16 protein-coding genes and 2 riboswitches are annotated in these 20,624 nt (G+C 49.7%); of the genes, 15 read left to right on the forward strand and 1 reads right to left on the reverse strand.

Features of this window, described 5'->3' with window-relative positions:
• Positions 1–188 precede the first annotated feature (188 nt).
• The 15 genes from AC3WQ3_RS11230 to sdaAA all read left to right on the forward strand — a co-directional run bounded on the left by AC3WQ3_RS11230 (position 189) and on the right by sdaAA (position 18,478).
• On the forward strand, positions 189–2,282 hold the full coding sequence (locus tag AC3WQ3_RS11230; RefSeq protein ID WP_492472298.1) for a methyl-accepting chemotaxis protein: 2,094 nt from the start codon (positions 189–191) through the stop codon (positions 2,280–2,282).
• Between the two features lie 140 nt (positions 2,283–2,422).
• Complete coding sequence (locus AC3WQ3_RS11235) at positions 2,423–3,715, forward strand: arsenic transporter (RefSeq protein ID WP_492472299.1); 1,293 nt, start codon at positions 2,423–2,425, stop codon at positions 3,713–3,715.
• A gap of 644 nt (positions 3,716–4,359) precedes the next feature.
• Complete coding sequence (locus AC3WQ3_RS11240) at positions 4,360–5,292, forward strand: phosphate ABC transporter substrate-binding protein PstS family protein (protein WP_153976682.1); 933 nt, start codon at positions 4,360–4,362, stop codon at positions 5,290–5,292.
• A 115-nt stretch (positions 5,293–5,407) separates the two neighbouring features.
• Positions 5,408–6,343: a phosphate ABC transporter permease subunit PstC gene (gene pstC / locus AC3WQ3_RS11245; protein WP_236146679.1), complete on the forward strand. Its 936-nt coding sequence runs from the start codon at positions 5,408–5,410 to the stop codon at positions 6,341–6,343.
• A gap of 2 nt (positions 6,344–6,345) precedes the next feature.
• A complete protein-coding gene (gene pstA / locus AC3WQ3_RS11250) occupies positions 6,346–7,233 on the forward strand; it encodes a phosphate ABC transporter permease PstA (RefSeq protein ID WP_095291810.1) in 888 nt (295 codons plus the stop codon).
• A gap of 12 nt (positions 7,234–7,245) precedes the next feature.
• Entirely contained in the window at positions 7,246–8,001 is a 756-nt protein-coding gene (gene pstB, locus AC3WQ3_RS11255; RefSeq protein WP_095291715.1) for a phosphate ABC transporter ATP-binding protein PstB, read from the forward strand.
• A 240-nt stretch (positions 8,002–8,241) separates the two neighbouring features.
• A complete protein-coding gene (locus AC3WQ3_RS11260; protein ID WP_492472300.1) occupies positions 8,242–9,297 on the forward strand; it encodes a phosphotransferase enzyme family protein in 1,056 nt (351 codons plus the stop codon).
• Positions 9,298–9,495: 198 nt separating this feature from the next.
• Positions 9,496–10,206, forward strand: a complete 711-nt coding sequence (locus AC3WQ3_RS11265; RefSeq protein ID WP_492472301.1) for a response regulator transcription factor — start codon at positions 9,496–9,498, stop codon at positions 10,204–10,206.
• Positions 10,203–11,666 carry a sensor histidine kinase gene (locus AC3WQ3_RS11270; RefSeq protein WP_492472302.1) on the forward strand — a complete coding sequence of 488 codons (1,464 nt, stop codon included), beginning with the start codon at positions 10,203–10,205 and terminating at the stop codon, positions 11,664–11,666. Before AC3WQ3_RS11265 ends, AC3WQ3_RS11270 begins: the two co-directional genes overlap by 4 nt.
• 36 nt (positions 11,667–11,702) lie before the next feature.
• Positions 11,703–12,791, forward strand: coding sequence for a LolA family protein (locus AC3WQ3_RS11275; protein WP_492472303.1), 1,089 nt, complete (start codon positions 11,703–11,705; stop codon positions 12,789–12,791).
• A 31-nt stretch (positions 12,792–12,822) separates the two neighbouring features.
• Positions 12,823–13,317, forward strand: a complete 495-nt coding sequence (locus tag AC3WQ3_RS11280) for a PH domain-containing protein (RefSeq protein ID WP_492472304.1) — start codon at positions 12,823–12,825, stop codon at positions 13,315–13,317.
• The gene (locus tag AC3WQ3_RS11285; RefSeq protein WP_492472305.1) at positions 13,310–14,830 is read left to right on the forward strand and encodes a PH domain-containing protein; all 1,521 of its coding nucleotides are present in this window, start codon (positions 13,310–13,312) and stop codon (positions 14,828–14,830) included. The genes AC3WQ3_RS11280 and AC3WQ3_RS11285 overlap by 8 nt, the downstream gene beginning before the upstream one ends.
• Before the next feature lie 212 nt (positions 14,831–15,042).
• Entirely contained in the window at positions 15,043–16,320 is a 1,278-nt protein-coding gene (locus tag AC3WQ3_RS11290; protein WP_492472306.1) for an MFS transporter, read from the forward strand.
• Between the two features lie 193 nt (positions 16,321–16,513).
• Positions 16,514–16,639: riboswitch (glycine riboswitch) on the forward strand.
• A 4-nt stretch (positions 16,640–16,643) separates the two neighbouring features.
• Positions 16,644–16,745: riboswitch (glycine riboswitch) on the forward strand.
• Between the two features lie 106 nt (positions 16,746–16,851).
• Positions 16,852–17,541 (forward strand): L-serine ammonia-lyase, iron-sulfur-dependent subunit beta, encoded by a 690-nt coding sequence (gene sdaAB, locus AC3WQ3_RS11295; protein WP_492472307.1) that lies wholly within the window; start codon positions 16,852–16,854, stop codon positions 17,539–17,541.
• Positions 17,531–18,478: an L-serine ammonia-lyase, iron-sulfur-dependent, subunit alpha gene (sdaAA, locus tag AC3WQ3_RS11300; protein ID WP_154896555.1), complete on the forward strand. Its 948-nt coding sequence runs from the start codon at positions 17,531–17,533 to the stop codon at positions 18,476–18,478. Before sdaAB ends, sdaAA begins: the two co-directional genes overlap by 11 nt.
• Before the next feature lie 181 nt (positions 18,479–18,659).
• Here sdaAA and AC3WQ3_RS11305 read toward each other — a convergent pair whose 3' ends face one another.
• Positions 18,660–20,420, reverse strand: a complete 1,761-nt coding sequence (locus AC3WQ3_RS11305) for an alpha-glycosidase (RefSeq protein WP_492472308.1) — start codon at positions 20,418–20,420, stop codon at positions 18,660–18,662.
• Positions 20,421–20,624 lie beyond the last annotated feature (204 nt).

The raw sequence follows: 20,624 nt of genomic DNA on the forward strand, positions 1-20,624 counted from the left end.
TTCCAATAGCGGAGTGGCTTGTTTGACATGTCATGTGAATTATTGTAATCAAATAAATTTAGACTTAAGCCGATATATAAGATAACCCTATGCGAAGATTTGGTATGAAGAGAAGGGTTAAGGTAGACATGGAGAGGGTCCTACATACGAACAAAGACAGATTGAACTTTTTAGAGGGGGAGAAGCAGATGGGGGAGAATCTGGACCAAGGGCAAGCGAAAAAAGCTGCCAAACCAGTCAAACAGAAAGAAAATAAAGCAAAAAAGAAGAACAAGAAAAAGGGCTTTGTCTGGAGTATACGAAATAAATTGCTGGTATCCTTTCTGGCCGTATTGCTGGTGCCCAGTTTGATCATTGGAATGATCACACTGTTGATTGCCGATCGCACGGTAGAAGGTCAACTGATGGATAGTGCCAAACAAAGTGTAAGCACGACGAATTCAATTATTGAAACCCATGTCAATGCGAAGATTCACGATATCAATTATTTTGCCGAATCCATTCGGACGGACATGCTTAGCGGGGATGGTGGCCTTTCTGAATTGGAAGTGAAACTACAGCAGTATGTCGGATTGCATCCTGATGCGCTGAATATATTTGTAGGAACTGAAGATGGGACTATGGTTAGGGGGAAAGAAAAAACCGGCAGTGCACAAGGGTCCAACTATGATCCAAGGGAGCGTGAATGGTACAAGCTTGCGATGGCCAACCCGGGCAATCCCGCTGTGTCAGCCGTGTCCAAGAATACGGATGGAGTAACGGTTGTGTTTATATCCAAAACACTGGAAGATCAATCTGGTGTAGTAGGTCTGTCTTTGGATCTAACGGAACTTAGCGAACAGGCTTCCATTAAGGTGGGCAAGGAAGGATACGTTATTATTATGGATCCGGAGAGAAATTATATCTCCTCACCTGTGGTGGAATCTGGCACGCACGAAACGTCAGAGGCTTTGGACCCCATGTTTGCAGAACAAGAGGGATCGTTCGATTACACCTACAATGGTGATTCCAAAATGATGATCTTCTCTACTAATGAAGCTACGGGCTGGAAGATTGGCGGAACGATGTTCCAAAGTGAATTGTCTCATGCCAGTAAAGACATTCGTATGGCAACCTTAATCGTCATTCTGGCTGCGACCTTCCTCACGCTAATATTCATTATCTGGTTTACACGCTCCATGCTGCGTCCAATCCGACGTCTCCAGGAGTCTGCTCGTGCGGTAAGCAAAGGGGATCTGACAGTCAAGATGGAAACCGGACGAAAAGATGAAGTCGGTGATCTCGCCAAGTATTTTGAGCGGATGGTAGATAACCTTCGAATGATGATTCTGGGTGTACAGGAGACGACGGAGCAGGTATCGGCTTCCTCTCAGGAACTGTCGGCGAGTGCGGAGCAAACGACCAAAGCCATTGAGCACTCGACACTTTCCATTCAGGAACTTGCGGAAGGTGCAGAGCAGCAGGTGAAGAGCGTGACGGGCGGATCGGAGCAGATGAGTCGTATGGCCGAAGATGTCCGCATGATGTCTGAACGTGTGCAATCCATTACGCAGAACATGCGGAATACATCCGGAGCAGCTTATTCCGGTAATGAAGCAGCGGGACAGGCCATGGATCAGATGAGCAGCATTCAGGAGACGGTGGAACAGCTGGCGGTGGTGGTTCAGTCCTTGAATGCGCGGTCGACAGAAATCGGAAACATGGTTAATGTCATCGCCACCATTTCCAAACAGACCAACCTGCTTGCACTGAACGCGTCCATTGAAGCGGCGAGAGCGGGGGATGCTGGTCGTGGGTTCGCAGTCGTAGCAGGTGAGGTGCGGAAACTGGCGGAAGAATCCGGCAGCTCTGCAGCACAAATCGGTGAACTCGTTCATAATATCCGTCTGGATATGGATGCCGCGATGGATGCCATGACAGCCGCCCAGACCCGGGTAGAGGATGGCATTCAGGCAGTAAATACTTCGGGTCAGTCATTTGCACAGATTCGTGTGGCCGTTGAAGATGCAGCCCATACGCTCGATGATTTGTCTCAAACAACGAAGCAGCTGGAAGAAGGAGCGGCTCGTGTTGCCCAAGCCATGAATGATATTTCTGTCGTAACCCAGGAGAGTGCTGCGAATACGGAATCCGTATCGGCTTCCTCTGAGGAACAGCTGGCATCTGTAGAAGAGATTGCGTCGTCATCAGCACATCTGAATAGTATGGCGGAACAATTGCAAGGCCTGCTGGGCATGTTCAAAATGGTGGAAGATACGCCGAAGAACAAGGACCAGGCATAACCTGGTGATAATACTTGTTCATAGAATAAAATAAAGATAGACAATCCTCCTGTTGCCCTGTATAACTATATCGTTGGTTTTTCTCTTAGATTGCGGTGTATTTATAATAGTAGTAATAGGGTGAAGGTACAGGAGGATTTATGACATACGTAGCTATACTAATCTTTGTATTAACCGTTGCGCTGGTGATCTGGCAGCCCCGTGGACTGGGTATTGGCTGGTCTGCTTCAGGTGGAGCCGTGCTCGCCTTGCTATGTGGTGTCGTCAGTATGAATGATGCCTCCGATGTGGCGTCCATCGTATGGAATGCAACACTGGCATTTGTCGGCATCATTATGATTTCACTAATTCTGGATGAGACTGGATTCTTCGAATGGGCTGCACTTCATATGGCGAGACTCGCTGGAGGGAACGGACGCAGATTATTCATCTACTCCATTTTGCTCGGAGCAGCAGTGTCTGCTTTATTTGCCAACGATGGTGCGGCGCTTATTCTGACTCCGATTGTTCTCGCCATGGTGCGTGCGCTGAAATTCGATGAACGCATGGTACTGGCATTTGTCATGGCAAGCGGGTTTATTGCCGATACCACGTCACTGCCGCTGATTGTCAGTAATCTGGTGAATATTGTGTCAGCCGATTATTTTGGAATTACGTTTGTGGAGTATGCTGTGCGGATGATGGTTCCCAATTTCTTTTCCATTGCAGCGAGTACAGGAATGCTGTATCTGTTTTATCGTAAAAGTATCCCTCATCGCTACGACATCTCCGCCGCTCGCGATCCCAGGGAAGCCATTCGCGATCCGCGGATGTTCCGTATTGCCTGGTATATGCTTGCGCTGCTTTTGATAGCTTATATCTCCAGTGAGTTTCTGCAGGTCCCGGTATCGGTTATCGTGGGCGCCGTTGCTCTGCTATTTGCCATATTGGCACGAAAGAGTGAAGCAGTTGACCTGAAACGTGTTGTCAAGGAAGCACCTTGGTCCATTGTGGTCTTCTCGGTAGGCATGTACATCGTCGTATACGGACTGCGTAATGCCGGATTGACAGATCATCTGAGCCGCTGGCTGGATGCCATAGCAGAGCATGGCCTGCTGGCTGCATCGGTGGGCATGGGATTGATCGCAGCAGTATTATCATCGGTGATGAACAATCTGCCAACCGTGTTGATTAACGCACTGGCGATCCAGGATGCACATACCGAAGGCATTGTTCGAGAAGCGTTGATCTATGCTAACGTGATTGGATCTGATCTGGGTCCCAAAATGACGCCAATCGGTTCACTGGCCACATTGCTCTGGCTGCATGTGTTGTCGCGGAAGGGTGTAAAGATTACGTGGGGATATTATTTCAAGGCAGGTGTAATCCTGACGATCCCGACATTGTTAATCACCTTGGCTGGACTGGCCCTGTGGCTGTGGATTTTGAATTAGTAGAAAGGCTGCTTTTGCTCTGGTGCCTTGCACTTGAGAGGAGGCAGTTTTTTTATTTTCTTCTATATATCAAGTTTAAATACATCTAATTAACCATTAATAATAGACCGGCCAATTATTGGCTGGTCTTTTGTATTTTCTCACCTCTCCCCAGGCGGTAGATTAAAACGTCTGGAAGCGACCAAATAACACCGAGGCAGTGGAGGGAACGGAATCGATTCTGAAGAAGCGGAGCATCCGTCTGCGGCCTGGAGTTTTTAACATTACATTGGAACGGAGAGGACAGTAATAATCTGTAGAAGCGAAGCGCTCGCCTTTATCACCGGATTTTTACCAAAGGGAAAAATTAATGAAATCCGGGGATAACAGCGATCGGAAGATTGTTCTGTCAGCGTAGTGGCACGATGTAATTTACGTGAGGCCGAGCCAATACAGCGATCGGAAGAACGATCCGGAACCGGAACGGTCGCTTACGGTGTTGTTTTGCGTTCCATATATTTCAAAACACCGCCCACAATTTTAACATTGCGTTTACAAAACATTGATTTTGAGATGACATACCGAAACTACAATGATAAAAGAGTTGATGGTGAACAAACAAATTCACAAAACGCCATCACTACATTGGGGGAGGAAAACAAAACATGTTTAAAAAGTTGCCGTTTATTTTGATGACCTTAACGTTCGTACTGGTACTCGCAGCATGCGGATCCAAAAATGATGCTGGTACAGAGGGCGCTACAAGCAATGGTTCAGGATCAGGCGAAGCAGCTGCTGAGCTTAGCGGAAATATCCTGGCTGTTGGTTCAACAGCACTGCAACCTCTGGTAGAGCAAGCTGGACAAAAATTTATGGCAGTTGATGAATATAAAAATGTAACAGTGCAAGTGCAAGGTGGCGGTAGTGGTACGGGTCTGACTCAAGTATCCGACGGACAAGCTACAATCGGTAACTCCGACGTATTTGCAGAAGAGAAGCTGGAAGATGAAGCAAAAGCAAAAGAATTGGTTGATCATCAAGTAGCAGTAGTAGCGATCGCACCAGTAAGCAACAAAGATGCAGGTGTGGAAGATCTGACGAAACAACAATTGATCGATATCTTCTCCGGTAAAATTACAAACTGGAAAGATGTTGGTGGTGCAGACCAAGCCATCGTTATCGTTAACCGTCCAAGCAGCTCTGGTACTCGTGCAACATTCGAGAACTTCGCTCTGGGAACGAAAGTAGAAGATATCCAAGGTTCCATTCAAGAAGATTCCTCAGGTACAGTGAAGAAGCTTGTATCCGAGACTCCAGGAGCAATTGGTTACCTGGCACTGTCTTACCTCGATGACAGCTTGCAAGTACTGAAGTACGAAGGCGTTGAAGCAACCGTTGAGAACGTAGAAGCTGGAACATATCCAGTATGGGCTTACCAGCACATGTACACAAAAGGTGAGCCGGATGCAGCTACAAAAGCATTCCTCGACTACATGCTGAGTGACGAAATTCAACAAAATGATGTAACGGAACTGGGTTACATTCCGGTATCCGGCATGAAAGTAAAACGCGATGCAGCGGGTAACTTGACTCAATAATCTTTGAACTTGCGCATACAGCGAGAGAGGCGGACTAAGGTCCTGCCTCTTTACGCGGTTTTTGAATGAAATAATCCCATATTTTACATTACTCTATTATAGAAGGATGGTTGTTATGGAACAGACCGAAGGGGGAACGGTAATGAACAGCAAGATCAAGTCACGCCGACCCTTGAGAGAGAAACATTTCTGGGAAGAATGGACAGGACGGATCTATACGTCGATTTGTGTCGTATTGTTGATCGTTGTCATGTTTTCCATCGTTTATTTTGTGGCGTCCAAGGGTCTCTCCACCTTTTTTAAGGATGGTGTGAGCCTGAGTGAATTCCTGTTCGGCAAAACGTGGAGTCCATCATCAGAACCAGCAGCCTATGGAGCATTACCGTTCATCACCGGTTCCTTCACAACCACCCTGCTGGCCGCTCTGATTGCAAGCCCGCTCAGTTTGTGTGCGGCACTCTTTATGACGGAGATCGTGCCGGGTAAAGGGAAAAAGATACTGCAGCCTGCCATTGAATTGTTGTCGGGTATTCCGTCTGTCGTTTACGGTTTTATCGGTCTGAGTGTTATCGTGCCTCTATTGCGCAGCATCTTCGGCGGAGCCGGCATCGGGATTGCAGCCGGATGTCTGGTTCTATCCGTAATGATTCTGCCTACCGTAACAAGCATTATGGCCGATGCTCTGTCTGCTCTACCCAAAGGTTTGCGTGAATCGTCCTACGCTCTGGGCGCTACGCGCTGGCAGACGATCTACCGCGTTATTATCCCAACGGTTCTGCCAGCCTTGCTGACAGGGATCGTTCTGGGGATGGCTCGTGCCTTCGGTGAAGCACTCGCCGTACAGATGGTTATCGGTAACGCACCGCATGTACCGACATCCTTGCTTGAATCTGCTTCTACATTAACAAGTGTAATCACCCTGAGTATGGGTAACACCACGATGGGTTCGGTTCATAATAATGCACTCTGGAGTATGGCGCTTGTCCTGCTTGTGATGACGTTTGTATTCGTCATTCTGGTTCGTTTGCTCGAAAGGAGAAACCGGGTATGAAAATGAAGGCAAAAACGGTCGATAAAATTGCTACATCCGTCATAGTTGTTTTAGCCTTGTTCATCGTGGTATTGCTGCTCGGTTTGCTGGGATTCATCCTGTTCCGGGGAGTAGGGCAAATCAACTGGCACTTCCTGACGAGTGCACCGCAGCTGCTCAAAGGGGGCGGCGGGATTGGACCGCAGCTCTTTAACTCCATCTTCCTGTTGATCTTAACGCTCATTATCACCATTCCGCTCGGTTGGGGCGGAGGAATCTATATGGCGGAGTATGCGAAGCCAGGCAAGATTACAAGTTTTATCCGATTGGTTGTTGAGGTATTGTCTTCCTTCCCATCGATCGTTATCGGTTTGTTTGGTCTCTTGTTGATTGTGAATACGTTCGGTCTTGGTTTCTCCCTGATCTCGGGTGCCATGGCGCTCGCGATATTCAACTTGCCGCTCATGGTACGTACAACGGAGCAGGCTTTCCGGGCCGTTCCGAAGGAACAGAAGGAAGCGGGCCTGGCACTGGGTCTGTCCAAATGGAAAATCATCACGTCGATCCTGCTGCCTGTGGCGCTGCCAAGCTTGATTACAGGTACAATCCTGGCTTCCGGCCGGATCTTCGGTGAAGCGGCAGCCCTGATGTTTACAGCAGGGATGAGCAGTCCGCCGCTGGACTTCACGGATTGGAATCCGACAAGCCCAAGATCGCCGCTTAACCCATTCCGTCCGGCAGAGACACTTGCCGTTCATATCTGGAAAGTCAACAGTGAAGGCATTGGACCAGATTCCAAGGAAGTGGCAGCTGGAGCATCTGCGGTGCTTGTTATTCTTGTACTGGCGTTCAATCTGAGTGCACGCTGGATCGGCCGGGTTGTATACCGCCGCATGACAGCTTCGAAATAAGGAGGAACCAACATGGCCATACCTTTTGGTACGGAACAGTTAAGCATATATTATGGGCATTTCCAGGCAGTCAAGCAGATCAGCCTCGCGTTTCCTGAAGCCAGCGTTACAGCGCTGATCGGACCTTCCGGTTGCGGTAAATCCACGTTTTTGCGGTCCCTCAACCGCATGAACGATGAGATTTCCGGTTCCCGCACAGAGGGGCACATCTGGATGGATGGTAAAGACCTGAACGAGCCAGGCACCGACGTGATCAAATTGCGCCAGAAAATTGGCATGGTGTGGCAGAAGCCAAACCCATTTCATAAGTCCATCTACAACAATATCGCGTTTGGCCCCCGCTACCGCGGTATCAAAGGCAAGAAGGCACTGGATGAAATTGTGGAAAAAAGCTTGCGCCGCGCTGCGCTGTGGGATGAAGTGAAGGACCGACTGAATGAATCGGCCCTGTCTCTCTCTGGTGGACAACAACAGCGTCTGTGTATTGCACGTGCCTTGTCGGTTGATCCTCAGATTTTGCTGCTCGATGAGCCGGCATCCGCGCTGGACCCGGTATCAACGGGTAAAGTAGAGGAGCTCATTTCCGAGCTTAAGAAGGATCTCCGAATCGTAATCGTAACCCATAATATGCAGCAGGCAGCACGCATCTCGGATTATACAGCGTATTTTTATCTGGGAAGCATGATTGAGCACGGGGATACAGAACATATCTTCACCAACCCCGATAACCGTTTGACACAAGAGTACATTATGGGACGTTTCGGTTAAGGAAATTGCATGACATTGGATGGAGTATAATATAAAGCAATAAACAGAGAAGAAAGCATAACTCCCAACGACGACGTTTGGGGTTATGCTTTTTATATTTTAGGAATGGTAGAGTTTGCCATAACAAAAACAATCATGCTACGATAACCAGAGTTACAAGATGATGAGTAGCACAGATCTATGTTTCTGAAGGTAGAGATGATGACAAGTTGGATATCTAGGACTCTGAAGGAGATGTTGATGATAACAACGGACCACGAACGATTCATGGACAGCTTGGTAGCGGATGCAATAACGCGCTATCCCGTAAGGAAGCCCGCGGCCTCCTTTATCCGTCACAATGAGAATCTGACCTATCATATTATGGACGAAGCAAGTGGACAGAAGTATCTGCTGCGTATACATAAAGCTGCTTATGCAAGCATGACCGGTATTCAACATACACGTCCAGCGCTGGAAGCGGAGATGAATCTCCTTCATGAATTAAATTCAACGACTGCGTTACGCGTGCAGCACCCTGTTCGTAATCTGTCGGGAGATTGGGTTACTGTCTGCTTCCTGGAAAGCGGGGAGGAAATCTGCTGCACCATGCTGGAATGGATTGAAGGCAGGGACATTCAGCAAGGGGAGCAGCTGACAAGAGAGCAGATTCATGACTTGGGGATACAGATGCAGACACTTCACCACTATGATCGTATGCAGGATACGCCTGATATAATCGGCGCCGGACTCGAAGCGAAGGATGGCTGGACAGGCCAGACTGAAGTCCGTCCATCATATGGCAGTATCGAAGAAAATCTGAACATGCTTGAGCAGCTTGAGGAAGGCGTCACATTGGGCATATTTACACTTGAGGACTTTGCCTTGATACGTGAGACGTTTGGGAATATCAACAACCAGCTGGAAGCATATCCTATTGGCCCAGAGACATGGGGAGTGATTCATGGTGACATTACCCGGGGGAATCTGCTGATGACTGAACAGGGAATCTCCATGATCGACTTTTGCTTATATGGTTATGGCTATTATCTTTTCGATGCTGCAGGTGCGGCCTTGATCTTCAATAGGGAGGAACGGGATATCTTTCTGTCGGGTTATACCAAACAAACAGCTCCGCTCACCAAACAAGAGATCAGGCTGATGGAAGGATTCATGCTCATTTTTACGTTCGGTTATTATGCCTTCCAGATGGCCAACGAGTCCAGACATGAATGGATGAAGGATCGGATGCCGAAGCTCTGCAGCAAATATTGCAGACCCTACATCGAGAACCACAGTATTTTCTATGAATTATAAGATCGTTATTTAATATAGTAATCACGACATTACGACCACATGCTTCAACCAATATAATTGGGGCGTCCTGAACTCAGGGGGCTCTTTTTGCGTACTCGTAGCTTCTTGATTCAAGAATGCATTTATGAAGAAAGTATAAATTCTGCGGAGAGAAAGATGTATTTCGTTACAATACAGTCATGGGAGGATGAAGCAGCGATGAGAGACAACGTGAACATATTGCTGGTGGAGGATGATCCGGAAATTGCCCGCATTTTGATGGACCATCTTCGGCGTGAGGGATATGAGGTGACCTGGGCTTCGAGCGGCCTGGAGAGCTGGGAAGATTTCAGGAAGGGGACCTATCAGCTGGTCCTGCTCGACCTGATGCTGCCGGAGATGGATGGGTTCACGGTATGTAAAAATATTCGGCTGATCAGCGACGTTCCGCTGCTCATGATGAGTGCACGCATCGAAGAGGAGAGCAAGGTGAGAGGTCTTGGTCTGGGCGCTGACGATTATATTACCAAGCCGTTCAGCCTGGCGGAACTTACAGCACGCATTGAAGCCCACCTGAGCAGATATCGCAGATATCAGGGCATCAAGCCGGAAGCGACTCATCAAGCGTACAACGACGGCTTGTCAATCAACCCATTGAAACAACAGGTGCAGGTTCACGGGGAAGATGTCATGCTGACGAACAAGGAATGGGCCCTGCTCACGCTGCTCGCCTCTCATCCGGGCCGTGCATTCACCAAAGCGGAGCTGTACGAACATGTGTGGAACCAGCCGGTAGCAGGAAGCTCAGGTACGGTTACCGTGCATGTAAAAAGCCTGCGGGCCAAGCTGGGCGACGAACCACATCAACCACGCTGGATTCAGACCGTGTGGGGCAGCGGATACCGATTTATAGGAGATATAGCAGAATGAAGCTGAAGTACTGGCTGATGGTTGCTTTTCTCATTGTGATGCTGCTTCCTGTCGCTGCAGGTTGGGCACTATTCTCCCTGTACAACTACTATAACGACCAGCGCTCCGTAGCGGAATATGTAGAGTTAACCGGACGGCTGGCTCCTATTGAAAAGAGGTTGTCCGATCCGGACCTGTACCGTCTGCAATCTTCGGATGCTTATGCTTCGCTCTCCGGGCTGGCTAGTGATCAATTGAACGTTGACCTCTATCTGCCTTCAGGGATCCGGGTGTATACATCCGGCGGGGATACCTGGGCTGCCGGAGCTTATACTGTCAGGGGTTCGGAGCTATATCGTGATCTGTACGACATGCAGATTCGTCATCGCACGTTTACGCTGAAAAAGCCGGTATGGGAAAAGGGTGAACTGATTGGCATTTACGAGATTACCATGCTTCGCGGAGAGTGGCTGGAGGGCATCTCGGTTCGGACAGCCTGGGTCGTTGGGTTCGCTGGTGTTTTCTTTATCCTGTTATACGGCACCGTGCTCTGGCTGCTATCCAGAAAGCTCTTCCGTCCGATGAGACATCTGATGGGCCGAATGCATGCATTTGCACGGGGGGAGGTTCCCGTGGATAACGTACCGGTACGTCGGGATGAAATGGGCATGCTGCTGGAGCAATTTGATGCAATGCAGGAGAAAGTCAAGCAGACTCAGGCAGAGGTGGAGAAGGAGCAAAAAGAGAAAGAGCTCATGGTCGCTTCGCTGTCTCATGATCTGAAGACGCCATTAATGTCCATCAGTGCCTACGCAGAGGCACTCAGTGTGGATGCTCCGCTGGAACCGTCAGAGAGACGGGACTACCGGGATGTGTTGTTTGGTAATGTAGAACGGATGAAACACATGATTGGTGAACTTGAAATGTATACGGCGCTGGGTTCCAGTGAATTGGAGATGGCCATGGTTGAGGTGGAAGGAGAAGAGTTCTTCGATATGCTGCTTGGAAGTTACGGGGGACTTGCCGAGCGTGGACAGATTGAGGTGAGAGCGGTTGTCCGCACGGATCACCTTTACCGGCTTCATCCCGAACAACTAATGCGTCTGACAGATAATTTGATCAACAATGCACTGCGTCATACAAGCAAGAACGGTTTGATGGGTCTGGGTGTGATTGCTTCAGATCAGCCGCTACCGGAATGGGTTATTCCAACACTGGCGTTGGAGCTGGATAAGTACAGAACGGGAACAACATTAATTCTGGTGCAAAATGAAGGGACTGCTATTCCTGCAGAACAGCTGGATCGTATTTTCGAGCCCTATGTGCAGCATCAGAATCAGGAAGAGAAGGCGTATGCGGGCAGTTCGGGTCTCGGATTAAGCATAGCCAAAAGGATTGCCATCAAGCATGGAGGTGAGATGCGCATGTGGTCGGCGGAAGGATACGGCACGCTGGCTGCATGCCGATTGCCTGAGATGTAATGCCCTTAAACCAATGAGAGAGGATGAACGATAATGATGAAAAAAGGGTGGATGATGCTCGGTACGGCGCTACTTGCTGGGTCACTGCTCGGAGGCTGCGCTGAGAAGGATCTGGTTGGCCTGTCAGGAGATGAGATGATCGAGAAGGTTGTCACTGCAGAAACGAAACCCGCTTCGTACTATGCTGAAGGTGTAATGAAAGTGTGGTCGGATGACAAATTGAGTCACACCATGCACATTAAGGAATGGGTCGATGGAGAGACCGGGCGTAAGCGCACTGAAACCGAGGAGAATGGCAATATCAGCTACGCCGTTAATAACGGAACGGACATCACCATTTATGAAAAAGAAACCGGCACGGCGTATTCGATGAACGTATCTGCCATGGGACAACAGCCAGAACAGACTCAAAAGCAGATGCTGGTGGATCAGCTGGAACGGTTGCGGGATTCCCATGATGTGGATATGATGGGACAGGAAGAGCTTAACGGACAGGAAGTCATTCACATCAAGCTGATGCCAAAAGAGGGTGGCACTTTATCCATTTCCTCCGAATATTGGGTTGACCCCAAAACGTGGATGATTGTTAAAGTCATTAGCACATATGGTGATGAAAAGTCAGAAATGGTCTATGATCCGATTCAATATGATCCCGAATTTTCGGAGGATACGTTCGTAATCGACATTCCCGAAGAAGTGGAAGTGAAAAATCTGAACGATCTGAGCCAGCGTTCGGAAGTGAGTCTGGAAGAAGCGGAACAAGCGTTGGGCCAACCCTTTTTACAGGATATGAGCGGTGAGCTGGAGCTGTCTCGGATGGAAATGTATTCATCAAGTGGAGAGATTGGCAGGGATGAAGTGACCTTGTATTACGTCAACAACGACAAGGTTGAAGTGAGTCTATCCGTATTCGAGGCGCCGGATGAAAATGTGGATGATACACTGCTGCCTGATGAGTCCAAAGTGGAGGTTCGGGATACCGAGGGTTCGTATATGAAGAGCATACGAAACATATCATGGACTGAAAATGGGCTGCGTTACTCCATCATGGGTGAGAACGAGGAATGGACGAAGGAGAAGCTTCAGGCTTGGGCGAAGGATCTGAAGCTTCCCAATCAGCCTTAATTTTGAATGGTAGGAGAGTGTGAGTCACGCAATGGATTACAGAGAGGTTAACAACGGAGAACTGCGACGTCTCCACCCCAAAGCCAAACAAGCTACAGCCCTGACGGCCCTTATGGTCAATGGGCTGTTGACTCTTTTGGCCGCTGGATATCTGATGATCGCATGGGTTAGAGACTGGGTGCTGTGGCCAGGCTGGATTGGATTAGGGCTTTTTATCATTTCACTGATCTGGTACACCTGGATCCTGCCGGGATTACGACACCGACACTTTAGTTTTCGGGTGGCTGAGGATGAAGTGGAAATCCATTCCGGTTGGTTATGGCATACGGATACGATTGTGCCAATGACGCGTGTACAGCAGGTGGAACTGGAGAGCGGTCCGCTGCTGCGAAAGTATGGACTTGCCAAGGTCAGCATCGTTACTGCCGCAGCCACACTCCATATCGCCGGACTGGAAAGAGAGGAAGCAGAGCAATTAAAGCGCAGTATCGGACATCTGGCGAAGGTGGAAGATCCCGATGAATGAACCCAAGCACCTACATAAGCTGTACATGTTATTTCCCTTTTTTAGCGTAATGAAGTCCATCATTCCCATACTCGTTCTACTCATCATCAAAGGCGTGAACTGGAGCAAATTTCCCTGGTATGGTTATGCTGCTGCCCTTGTTCTATTTACGCTTCCTTTTATTCTGTATGGGTGGTTTAAATGGCGTAAATTCAGCTACACGCTTCAGGAAGATCGTATTGTGCTGCGTCAGGGCATCTTTGTCCGGGAGGAGAAATCGATCTATTTCAGCCGTATTCACTCCATCCAGACACAGCAGCCTCTGATTCAGCGCTTGCTCCGGCTGGCACAGCTCAAGATTGAGACGCCGGGCGGCAGCAAAGAGGCGGATGGTGTACTACCCGCTCTCGCGGTTGCGGAAGCAGAGCGGGTAGAGCAGTGGTTATATCAGAAGCGCAACGAGGCTGTGAAGAAAGCGGAAGCACCTCTCTCAGCAGAACATGCTGAAGATCTTAACTCCGATGAAGAGGGAGAATCTCTTGAGCAAAAGGAGAAACACATCCAGGCATTCGCTCCGATTATGCAGCCAGAACGGGAGGTTCTGCTGCGGCTGTCAGCCGGAAGACTGTTTGCCGGAGCGCTGACCACGATGAATCTACCGCTCGTCGTCGTATTCGGAACTGGGGTTTATTCCTTCGCGGATGACCTGCTCCCTGCGCACTTCTACAGCAGCTTGGTTGAGCGGGCTGGGCAGCTGCCAGCGATCTGGTGGCTCGGACTTGTTCCTGTCATGTTTTTGCTGGCCTGGATCTTGTCAGCTGTCCTGTTCACGATTAAGTATGCCGGATTCACGGTGGAGCAGGAAGGCGGTAATATTACGATTGTTTCCGGATTGCTCGACCGAAAGAAGCATGTGTTCTCACCAGGGAAGGTCCAGGCGGTGGAGATCAGGGAGGGACTGCTGCGACAGCCGTTTGGTTATGCCGAGGTGGAGATTTTTGTTTTGACTTCAGAGACGGAGAAAAAAATGATGCTTCATCCACTGCTGCCGCTCCGCGATGTCAATGAGCTGCTTGCCCGAATTGTACCGCAATTCGTCATGCAGCCACCCGCTAACAGACCCCCGGATCGAGCCCGCTGGTTATTCCTGCGCTGGAAATTGCTTGGTGCAGCCCTGCTGGGAACAGCGGGGACGGTGTTTCTGGGCCCGATGGGTGCATTTCTATTTCTCCTTATTCCCTTATGTGCCGTTTGGGGATACGAGTGCTTCAAGGATGAAGGGCTGAGCATTCAGGGCAAGCTGCTAACCCTTCGCCACCGGACCATCTCCCGCAGAACAGCGCTGATGCGCCGGCCTCATGTGGTCACAGTGGATACGGTTGCTACCCGAAGACAGCGAAGCAAGTCCTTGTTATCCGTTCGGGCGAGGCTGATGGTGAATCGGGGCGGCTTCAAAGCCATATTCCTGGAATATGGCCAGGCTAATGCCGTAAAGGAATGGTTTCGGCAGGCTTCGGATCTGACCCAAAAATGATATAGAAAAGCAACTTGGATTAAACCGACTTGAGACTGCCCGATTAACGGCAGTCTTTTTGGTACGGGAAGCCTTGCGAAACATGAAGATCGACGCCGGGCATAGTCCATTTTTTTACTGCGAAAAAGGATCAAATAGGAGATAATACAATTATTGGGTTTTAATTCAGTACTTCTTAAAATTCATGAATGAATCTGGGAGGGATCTGATGGATGAGCAATGATCGAGATCAGGAGAACGGGAAGGGCACCCAGTCAGGGGGATGGAAACATGCCGGTTTGCTCCTGGGCGGAGTAGGCATATCCAACCTGGGGGATTTTATCTACATTGTGGCCATTAATTTGATGGTGCTTAACATGACACAGTCCCCGGCGGCAGTTGCAGGCTTGTGGATTATCTCGCCGATTGCCTCGGTATGCACCAAATTCTGGTCAGGCAGTCTGATTGACCGCTACGACCAGCGGCAGCTGATGATTGGGGCGGATGTGGTGAGAGCTGTGCTCGTGGCATTGCTTCCGCTGATGCCCAGTCTATGGATGATGTACGGCATCATGTTTCTTGTCAGCATGTCCTCATCCATATTCGTGCCTTCTTCGCAGGTGTACATCACCCGGCTGGTTCCTGCTGAGCGGCGCAAGCGATTCAATTCCCTGCAGGCCATGATCAGTTCTGGTGCTTTTATTACAGGCCCAGCCATAGCCGGAGTCATGTTGATCTATCTGTCACCTGCAGCGGCGATCTATGCCAATGCAGCTTCCTTTGTGGTGTCGGCGCTCATCCTGATGTTACTGCCAAGGCTGGGCACTGGAGAGCAGAGCAGCGGTAGGACAAGGTTAACCCCTCGTCTGATTGCCCAGGATTGGCGAGCCGTAATGCTATTCAGTCGACAAGCAGGATATGTGGTGGGCATCTATGCCTTGTTCCAGATTATTCTTGTTATTGGCATGTCGCTGGATGCACAGGAAGTGGTTTTTATCCGTCAAGTCATGAACCTGTCCGAGTCACAGTATGGTGCGTTGATGAGTGTTACTGGAGCTGGATACATGGCGGGTTCTCTGCTGGTGTGGTTGTTCGCCAAACACTTGTCCATCCGTCACATGATGGGCGGAGGCGTGCTCTTGGTTGCGCTTGGTTATTTCCTGTTCGCTCTTTCGTTTTCGTTCGAGCTTGCCGCATTCGCCTTTATTCTGCTTGGGTTGTGTTCGGCGCCGGCAAACACGGGACTGGTCACCTTTTATCAGAATAATATACCGGTAGACTTGATGGGGCGAATGAGCAGCGTACTTGGACTCATGCTGAGTGCATTGCAGGTCATTTCGATTTTGGTCATGGGTGTAGTTGCCGAAGTAATCTCTCTTCGAACGGTATATACGGTCGTTTCGGCAGTTCTGATGCTGGGTGCCCTTCTGTTATGGCTTACGAGCTGGCTTCCTTCAAGACAGTCATATTATAAGGATCACAGCTCTTCCTCAAAATCACTACATAGCTAGTCTATATCCTATTGGAAACTGAACGATTCCGTGGAAAGCTGCATATAATAGTAGAGGAATTTTGCCAAGATGATAATGATGCGTTACTTTTGTTGACATTACGTGTGTTGCATATTAATCTGTTATATGAATGATCAATCTCACAAGGACAACGTTTGATATGTGTTCAAGCGAATATATACGATACAGCGGATGAAAACGAGCGGGAGAGACCTGGGCAGGCCATTGGTTTCAGTAGGCTGCCAGGCACCGAAGGAGCAAGCCGCTGCGCACCCGGCGCAGGTGGTTAATCTCTCAGGTAAATGTACCATCGTTGGACGCAGCTCTGGAGAGTGCGCGAATGCGCCACCCAAGGGGTATATGATGAGAAGGGTACCCCATGGGGCTGCCTCTGATCATGAAACTCTCAGGTAACGAGGACAGAGAGAGGGCCTAAGGCCTTCTACTGTCCTTTTTTGATGTCATCATTCAGTAATGAAGGAACATTATGGTGCATGTCTGGATGGATATGACGATATGGAGGGGTGCAGGATGCGATTTAAAGATGTTTTTTCAATTATCGGTCCGTCGATGACGGGCCCTTCAAGTTCACATACAGCCGGGGCAGCGAGACTGGGGAGAATTGCAAGGCAGTGGCTGGGGTGTACCCCTGAACGTGCCAGGCTGACACTGTACGGCTCATTTGCCGATACGTATCAAGGTCACGGTACAGATCTGGCGTTAATTGGTGGTTTGCTTGACTATGTCACGGATGATCCGCGGATACCGGACGCTGAGACGTATGCCGAACAAGCGGGTATGGAGGTTGAGTTCTATACAAGTGGACTGCCTGCTCCGCATCCGAATACGGTCAAAATTGAGTTGTGGCACGGTGAGCGTCAATGTTCACTCGTTGGTGCTTCGATTGGCGGCGGCAGTGTGTCGGTGCATACGCTCAATGATTTCCGGGTACAGATCAGCGGGGAATTCCCCACACTCGTTCTGCGTCATGCGGACAAGGCAGGGGTGCTTGCTTCCGTGACGTCTACGATCAGCTCCTCAGGGGTTAACATCGGTTATATGCAGGTAGACCGAAAAGCCCGGGATGGCGAAGCACTAACAGCGATGGAAATGGACGGAGTACCAAGTGCCGAGATGTTGGAACGCCTGCGTTCACTGGATCATGTGCTGGATATTCGCGTCATTGATTTGAAGAGAGGGGTTGATCCGGATGCGCTTTAAGCACTTGCATGAACTGAATACGATCTGTACGGCTGAATCCAAAACCATTGCCCGGCTAATGATCGAGGAGCAGGTTCAGGAGACCAATACGCCGGAAGCGGACGTTGTGCGGCAGATGTCGGAATATTATCAAGTGATGAAAGAGGCTGTACGGAAAGGACTGACGGAGGACACCACCTCGCGCAGTGGCTTGACTGGCGGAGACGGCAAAAAGATGGCCGAGTATATTCGCCAGGGCGAAACCTGCTCGGGGGACGCTTCCGCACTGGCAATGGCCTATGCCCTGTGTGTATCTGAAGTCAACGCATCCATGGGCCGGATTGTGGCTACGCCGACAGCGGGTTCTTGCGGGATTATCCCCGGTGTATTCATCAGCTCCCAGGAGCGATTCGGATGGAGTGATGAGCATCTGGTGAACGGCTTATTCTGTGCAGGTGCAATTGGATATGTCATCGCCAATAACTCGTTTATTTCAGGTGCAGAGGGTGGCTGTCAGGCAGAAGTCGGTTCGGCGATCGGCATGGCAGCCGGTGCAATGGTGGAGCTGCGTGGGGGGACGCCGGAGCAGGTCGTTCATGCCGTAGGTCTCGCGTTAAAAAATACACTGGGCCTCATCTGCGATCCGGTTGCAGGGCTTGTTGAAATTCCATGCATCGTCCGCAACGGACTCGGTGCGGTAACGGCACTGGCTGCAGCCGATATGGCGCTGGCCGGGGTAAGAAGTGCCATTCCATCGGACGAAGTCATTGACGTCATGCTGGAAGTGGGAAGTGCGATGCCGAGCAGGCACCGCGAGACGGCGCAGGGCGGATTGGCCCAGACGCCAACGGGCCGAAAAATGATGGAGAAGCTGGCGAAACCCAAAGCGAAGCGTGCAGAACCTGAAGCTGAGTCCGAACCACAGAACACGAAGGATAATGAGACAGAGCAGGCATAGAACGAGGCTGATAGGATAGGATTTATTATACGGGAGACAAACGGAGAAAAGCGTCCGCTGGCCTTTACAGGTCATGCAGGACGCCTTTTTTTGTTTGAAGAGAAAGAGCCTCAGCCTAACTCCGGGCTTTACAGGAGAAAGCTCCTGTAATCTATAACGATAAGAAATAAATATTTACCGTTTATCCCTGAACGATATCCGTACTTAACACGGCATAACCGTATGCTGGCAGTTCAACAGCGAGAATATCGCCGTCCCTGGCCGTGCGGTGGTTACCGTCCAACAATTCGGTCCATTCGTCCGTACCCGCCTCGAATTCAATGATCGCCGTTTCCTCCGAACGATTGAACAGAACGAGAATGCGTTCATCTTCACTTTGCCGTTCAAGAATCAGCTGGCTGCCTTCAGGACGGGCTTGCAGGAATCGGACGTGACCTTCTGCACGCAGAGCGGGATGGGCATGGCGAAGGGCAATAAGCTGCTGATAAAAGGTGAACAATTCACGGTCCTGCTTCGCCTCGTCCCATTCCATGCATTTCCGGCAGCCCGGATCATGGTCACCATCCAGCCCGATCTCGTCTCCGTAATAAATGCACGGTGTGCCCAGATAAGTGAACTGGAACAATGCTGCCAGTTTCATCTTGCGCTGATCACCTTCACACAGTGTCAGCAGTCTTGGCGTATCATGGCTATCCAGCAGGTTGAACGCCACTTCGCTGGCTTGCAATGGATAACGTGAAAGCTGCCGTCCGATGGAATTTGCGAACGTCTCGGCATTCATTTTATTTTTGACAAAGAAACCATTCACGGCATCGGTAAACGGATAGTTCATGGAAGCGTCGAACTGATCACCTTGCAGCCAGGCCGAGGATTCGTTCCAGATTTCTCCGAGAATATACGCCTCTGGATTCGCAGCCTTGACCACGCGGCGGAAATCGCGCCAGAACGCATCATCCACTTCGTCCGCGACATCCAGCCGCCAGCCGTCCATGCCCACTTCCTTGATCCAATACTCGGCTACCTTCAGCAGATAGTCCTTCACCTCCGGATTTTCCGTGTTCAGCTTCGGCATGTGAGGCTCAAATCCAAAGGTCTCATACGTAGGGATGCCATCCTTCACGTCCAGCGGGAATTCATGAACATGGAACCAATCCTTGTATTTGGACTTCTCCCCGTTTTCCTGTACGTCTACAAATGGGGCAAACGTCTTCCCGGAATGATTGAACACCGCATCGAGAAGCACCCGAATACCGCGTTCATGACACAGTTTGACCAATCGTTTTACGGTGTCTGCATCACCGAAATGCCGATCTACCCGGAGGTAATCCTCGGTATCATATTTATGATTGGTGGTTGCTTCGAAGATAGGGGTAAAATAAATGGCATTAATGCCTAGCTCACTGAGGTAGTCCAGATGATCCATTACACCCTGGAGGTCGCCTCCGAAGAAGTTGGATGGTGTAGGCTCGCCGCCCCATGGTTCAACATTCTCCGGATTCAGTTCCGGATTGCCGTTGGCAAATCGCTCGGGGAAGATCTGATAGAAAACCGCATCCTTGACCCACTCAGGCGGCGTAAAGACCGCACCCTGGTGGATATAGGGGAACTGAAACATCTGCCCCGGATCGTCCGGTTCGTCTTCATGGAAACCCGTTTCCGACATCCAGATCTGCTCGTCTCCGCTTTTGAGCAAAAAGGAGTACTTCAGACGATGGTACGGAGGCTTTATTTCACCTTCATAGTAGTCGAACATGGAGTCTGAGGTGAACTTGGTTAAAGAGATCTGCTTTTTGGTGTTTTCCCATGCGTATTTGTCGCCAGTCATGGCGTATACCTCGTTGAGATCATTCTTTTTGGCACGCAGGCGCAGGCGAACAGTATCCTTATCGTAGGCATATGCCCAGTTCCGTTTGGGTTGATGATAGATGGCTTCCAGCAGCATGTTAAAACTCCTCCCGTCTATTCACTTCATATGTACTTCATGGACATCAGGCATGGCATTTCTGTAGCTGAAGATTAAGGTATAATACTAATGAGAGTAACGGAGTAATCCCTTTATATGGTGCTTCGTTCGTTCCTACATACAGCTTACTCCAATATGTTCAGATATATAATTAACCCAAAGGGTGCAGAAAGGAAACGAATC

The organism is Paenibacillus sp. FW104-T2 (genome assembly GCF_058789975.1).

Coding starts and splice junctions, on each gene's coding strand:
- AC3WQ3_RS11230 (WP_492472298.1), top strand. CDS start 189: ATGGGGGAGAATCTGGACCAAGGGCAAGCGAAAAAAGCTGCCAAACCA.
- AC3WQ3_RS11235 (WP_492472299.1), top strand. CDS start 2,423: ATGACATACGTAGCTATACTAATCTTTGTATTAACCGTTGCGCTGGTG.
- AC3WQ3_RS11240 (WP_153976682.1), top strand. CDS start 4,360: ATGTTTAAAAAGTTGCCGTTTATTTTGATGACCTTAACGTTCGTACTG.
- pstC (WP_236146679.1), top strand. CDS start 5,408: ATGGAACAGACCGAAGGGGGAACGGTAATGAACAGCAAGATCAAGTCA.
- pstA (WP_095291810.1), top strand. CDS start 6,346: ATGAAGGCAAAAACGGTCGATAAAATTGCTACATCCGTCATAGTTGTT.
- pstB (WP_095291715.1), top strand. CDS start 7,246: ATGGCCATACCTTTTGGTACGGAACAGTTAAGCATATATTATGGGCAT.
- AC3WQ3_RS11260 (WP_492472300.1), top strand. CDS start 8,242: ATGATAACAACGGACCACGAACGATTCATGGACAGCTTGGTAGCGGAT.
- AC3WQ3_RS11265 (WP_492472301.1), top strand. CDS start 9,496: ATGAGAGACAACGTGAACATATTGCTGGTGGAGGATGATCCGGAAATT.
- AC3WQ3_RS11270 (WP_492472302.1), top strand. CDS start 10,203: ATGAAGCTGAAGTACTGGCTGATGGTTGCTTTTCTCATTGTGATGCTG.
- AC3WQ3_RS11275 (WP_492472303.1), top strand. CDS start 11,703: ATGAAAAAAGGGTGGATGATGCTCGGTACGGCGCTACTTGCTGGGTCA.
- AC3WQ3_RS11280 (WP_492472304.1), top strand. CDS start 12,823: ATGGATTACAGAGAGGTTAACAACGGAGAACTGCGACGTCTCCACCCC.
- AC3WQ3_RS11285 (WP_492472305.1), top strand. CDS start 13,310: ATGAATGAACCCAAGCACCTACATAAGCTGTACATGTTATTTCCCTTT.
- AC3WQ3_RS11290 (WP_492472306.1), top strand. CDS start 15,043: ATGAGCAATGATCGAGATCAGGAGAACGGGAAGGGCACCCAGTCAGGG.
- sdaAB (WP_492472307.1), top strand. CDS start 16,852: ATGCGATTTAAAGATGTTTTTTCAATTATCGGTCCGTCGATGACGGGC.
- sdaAA (WP_154896555.1), top strand. CDS start 17,531: ATGCGCTTTAAGCACTTGCATGAACTGAATACGATCTGTACGGCTGAA.
- AC3WQ3_RS11305 (WP_492472308.1), bottom strand. CDS start 20,420: ATGCTGCTGGAAGCCATCTATCATCAACCCAAACGGAACTGGGCATAT.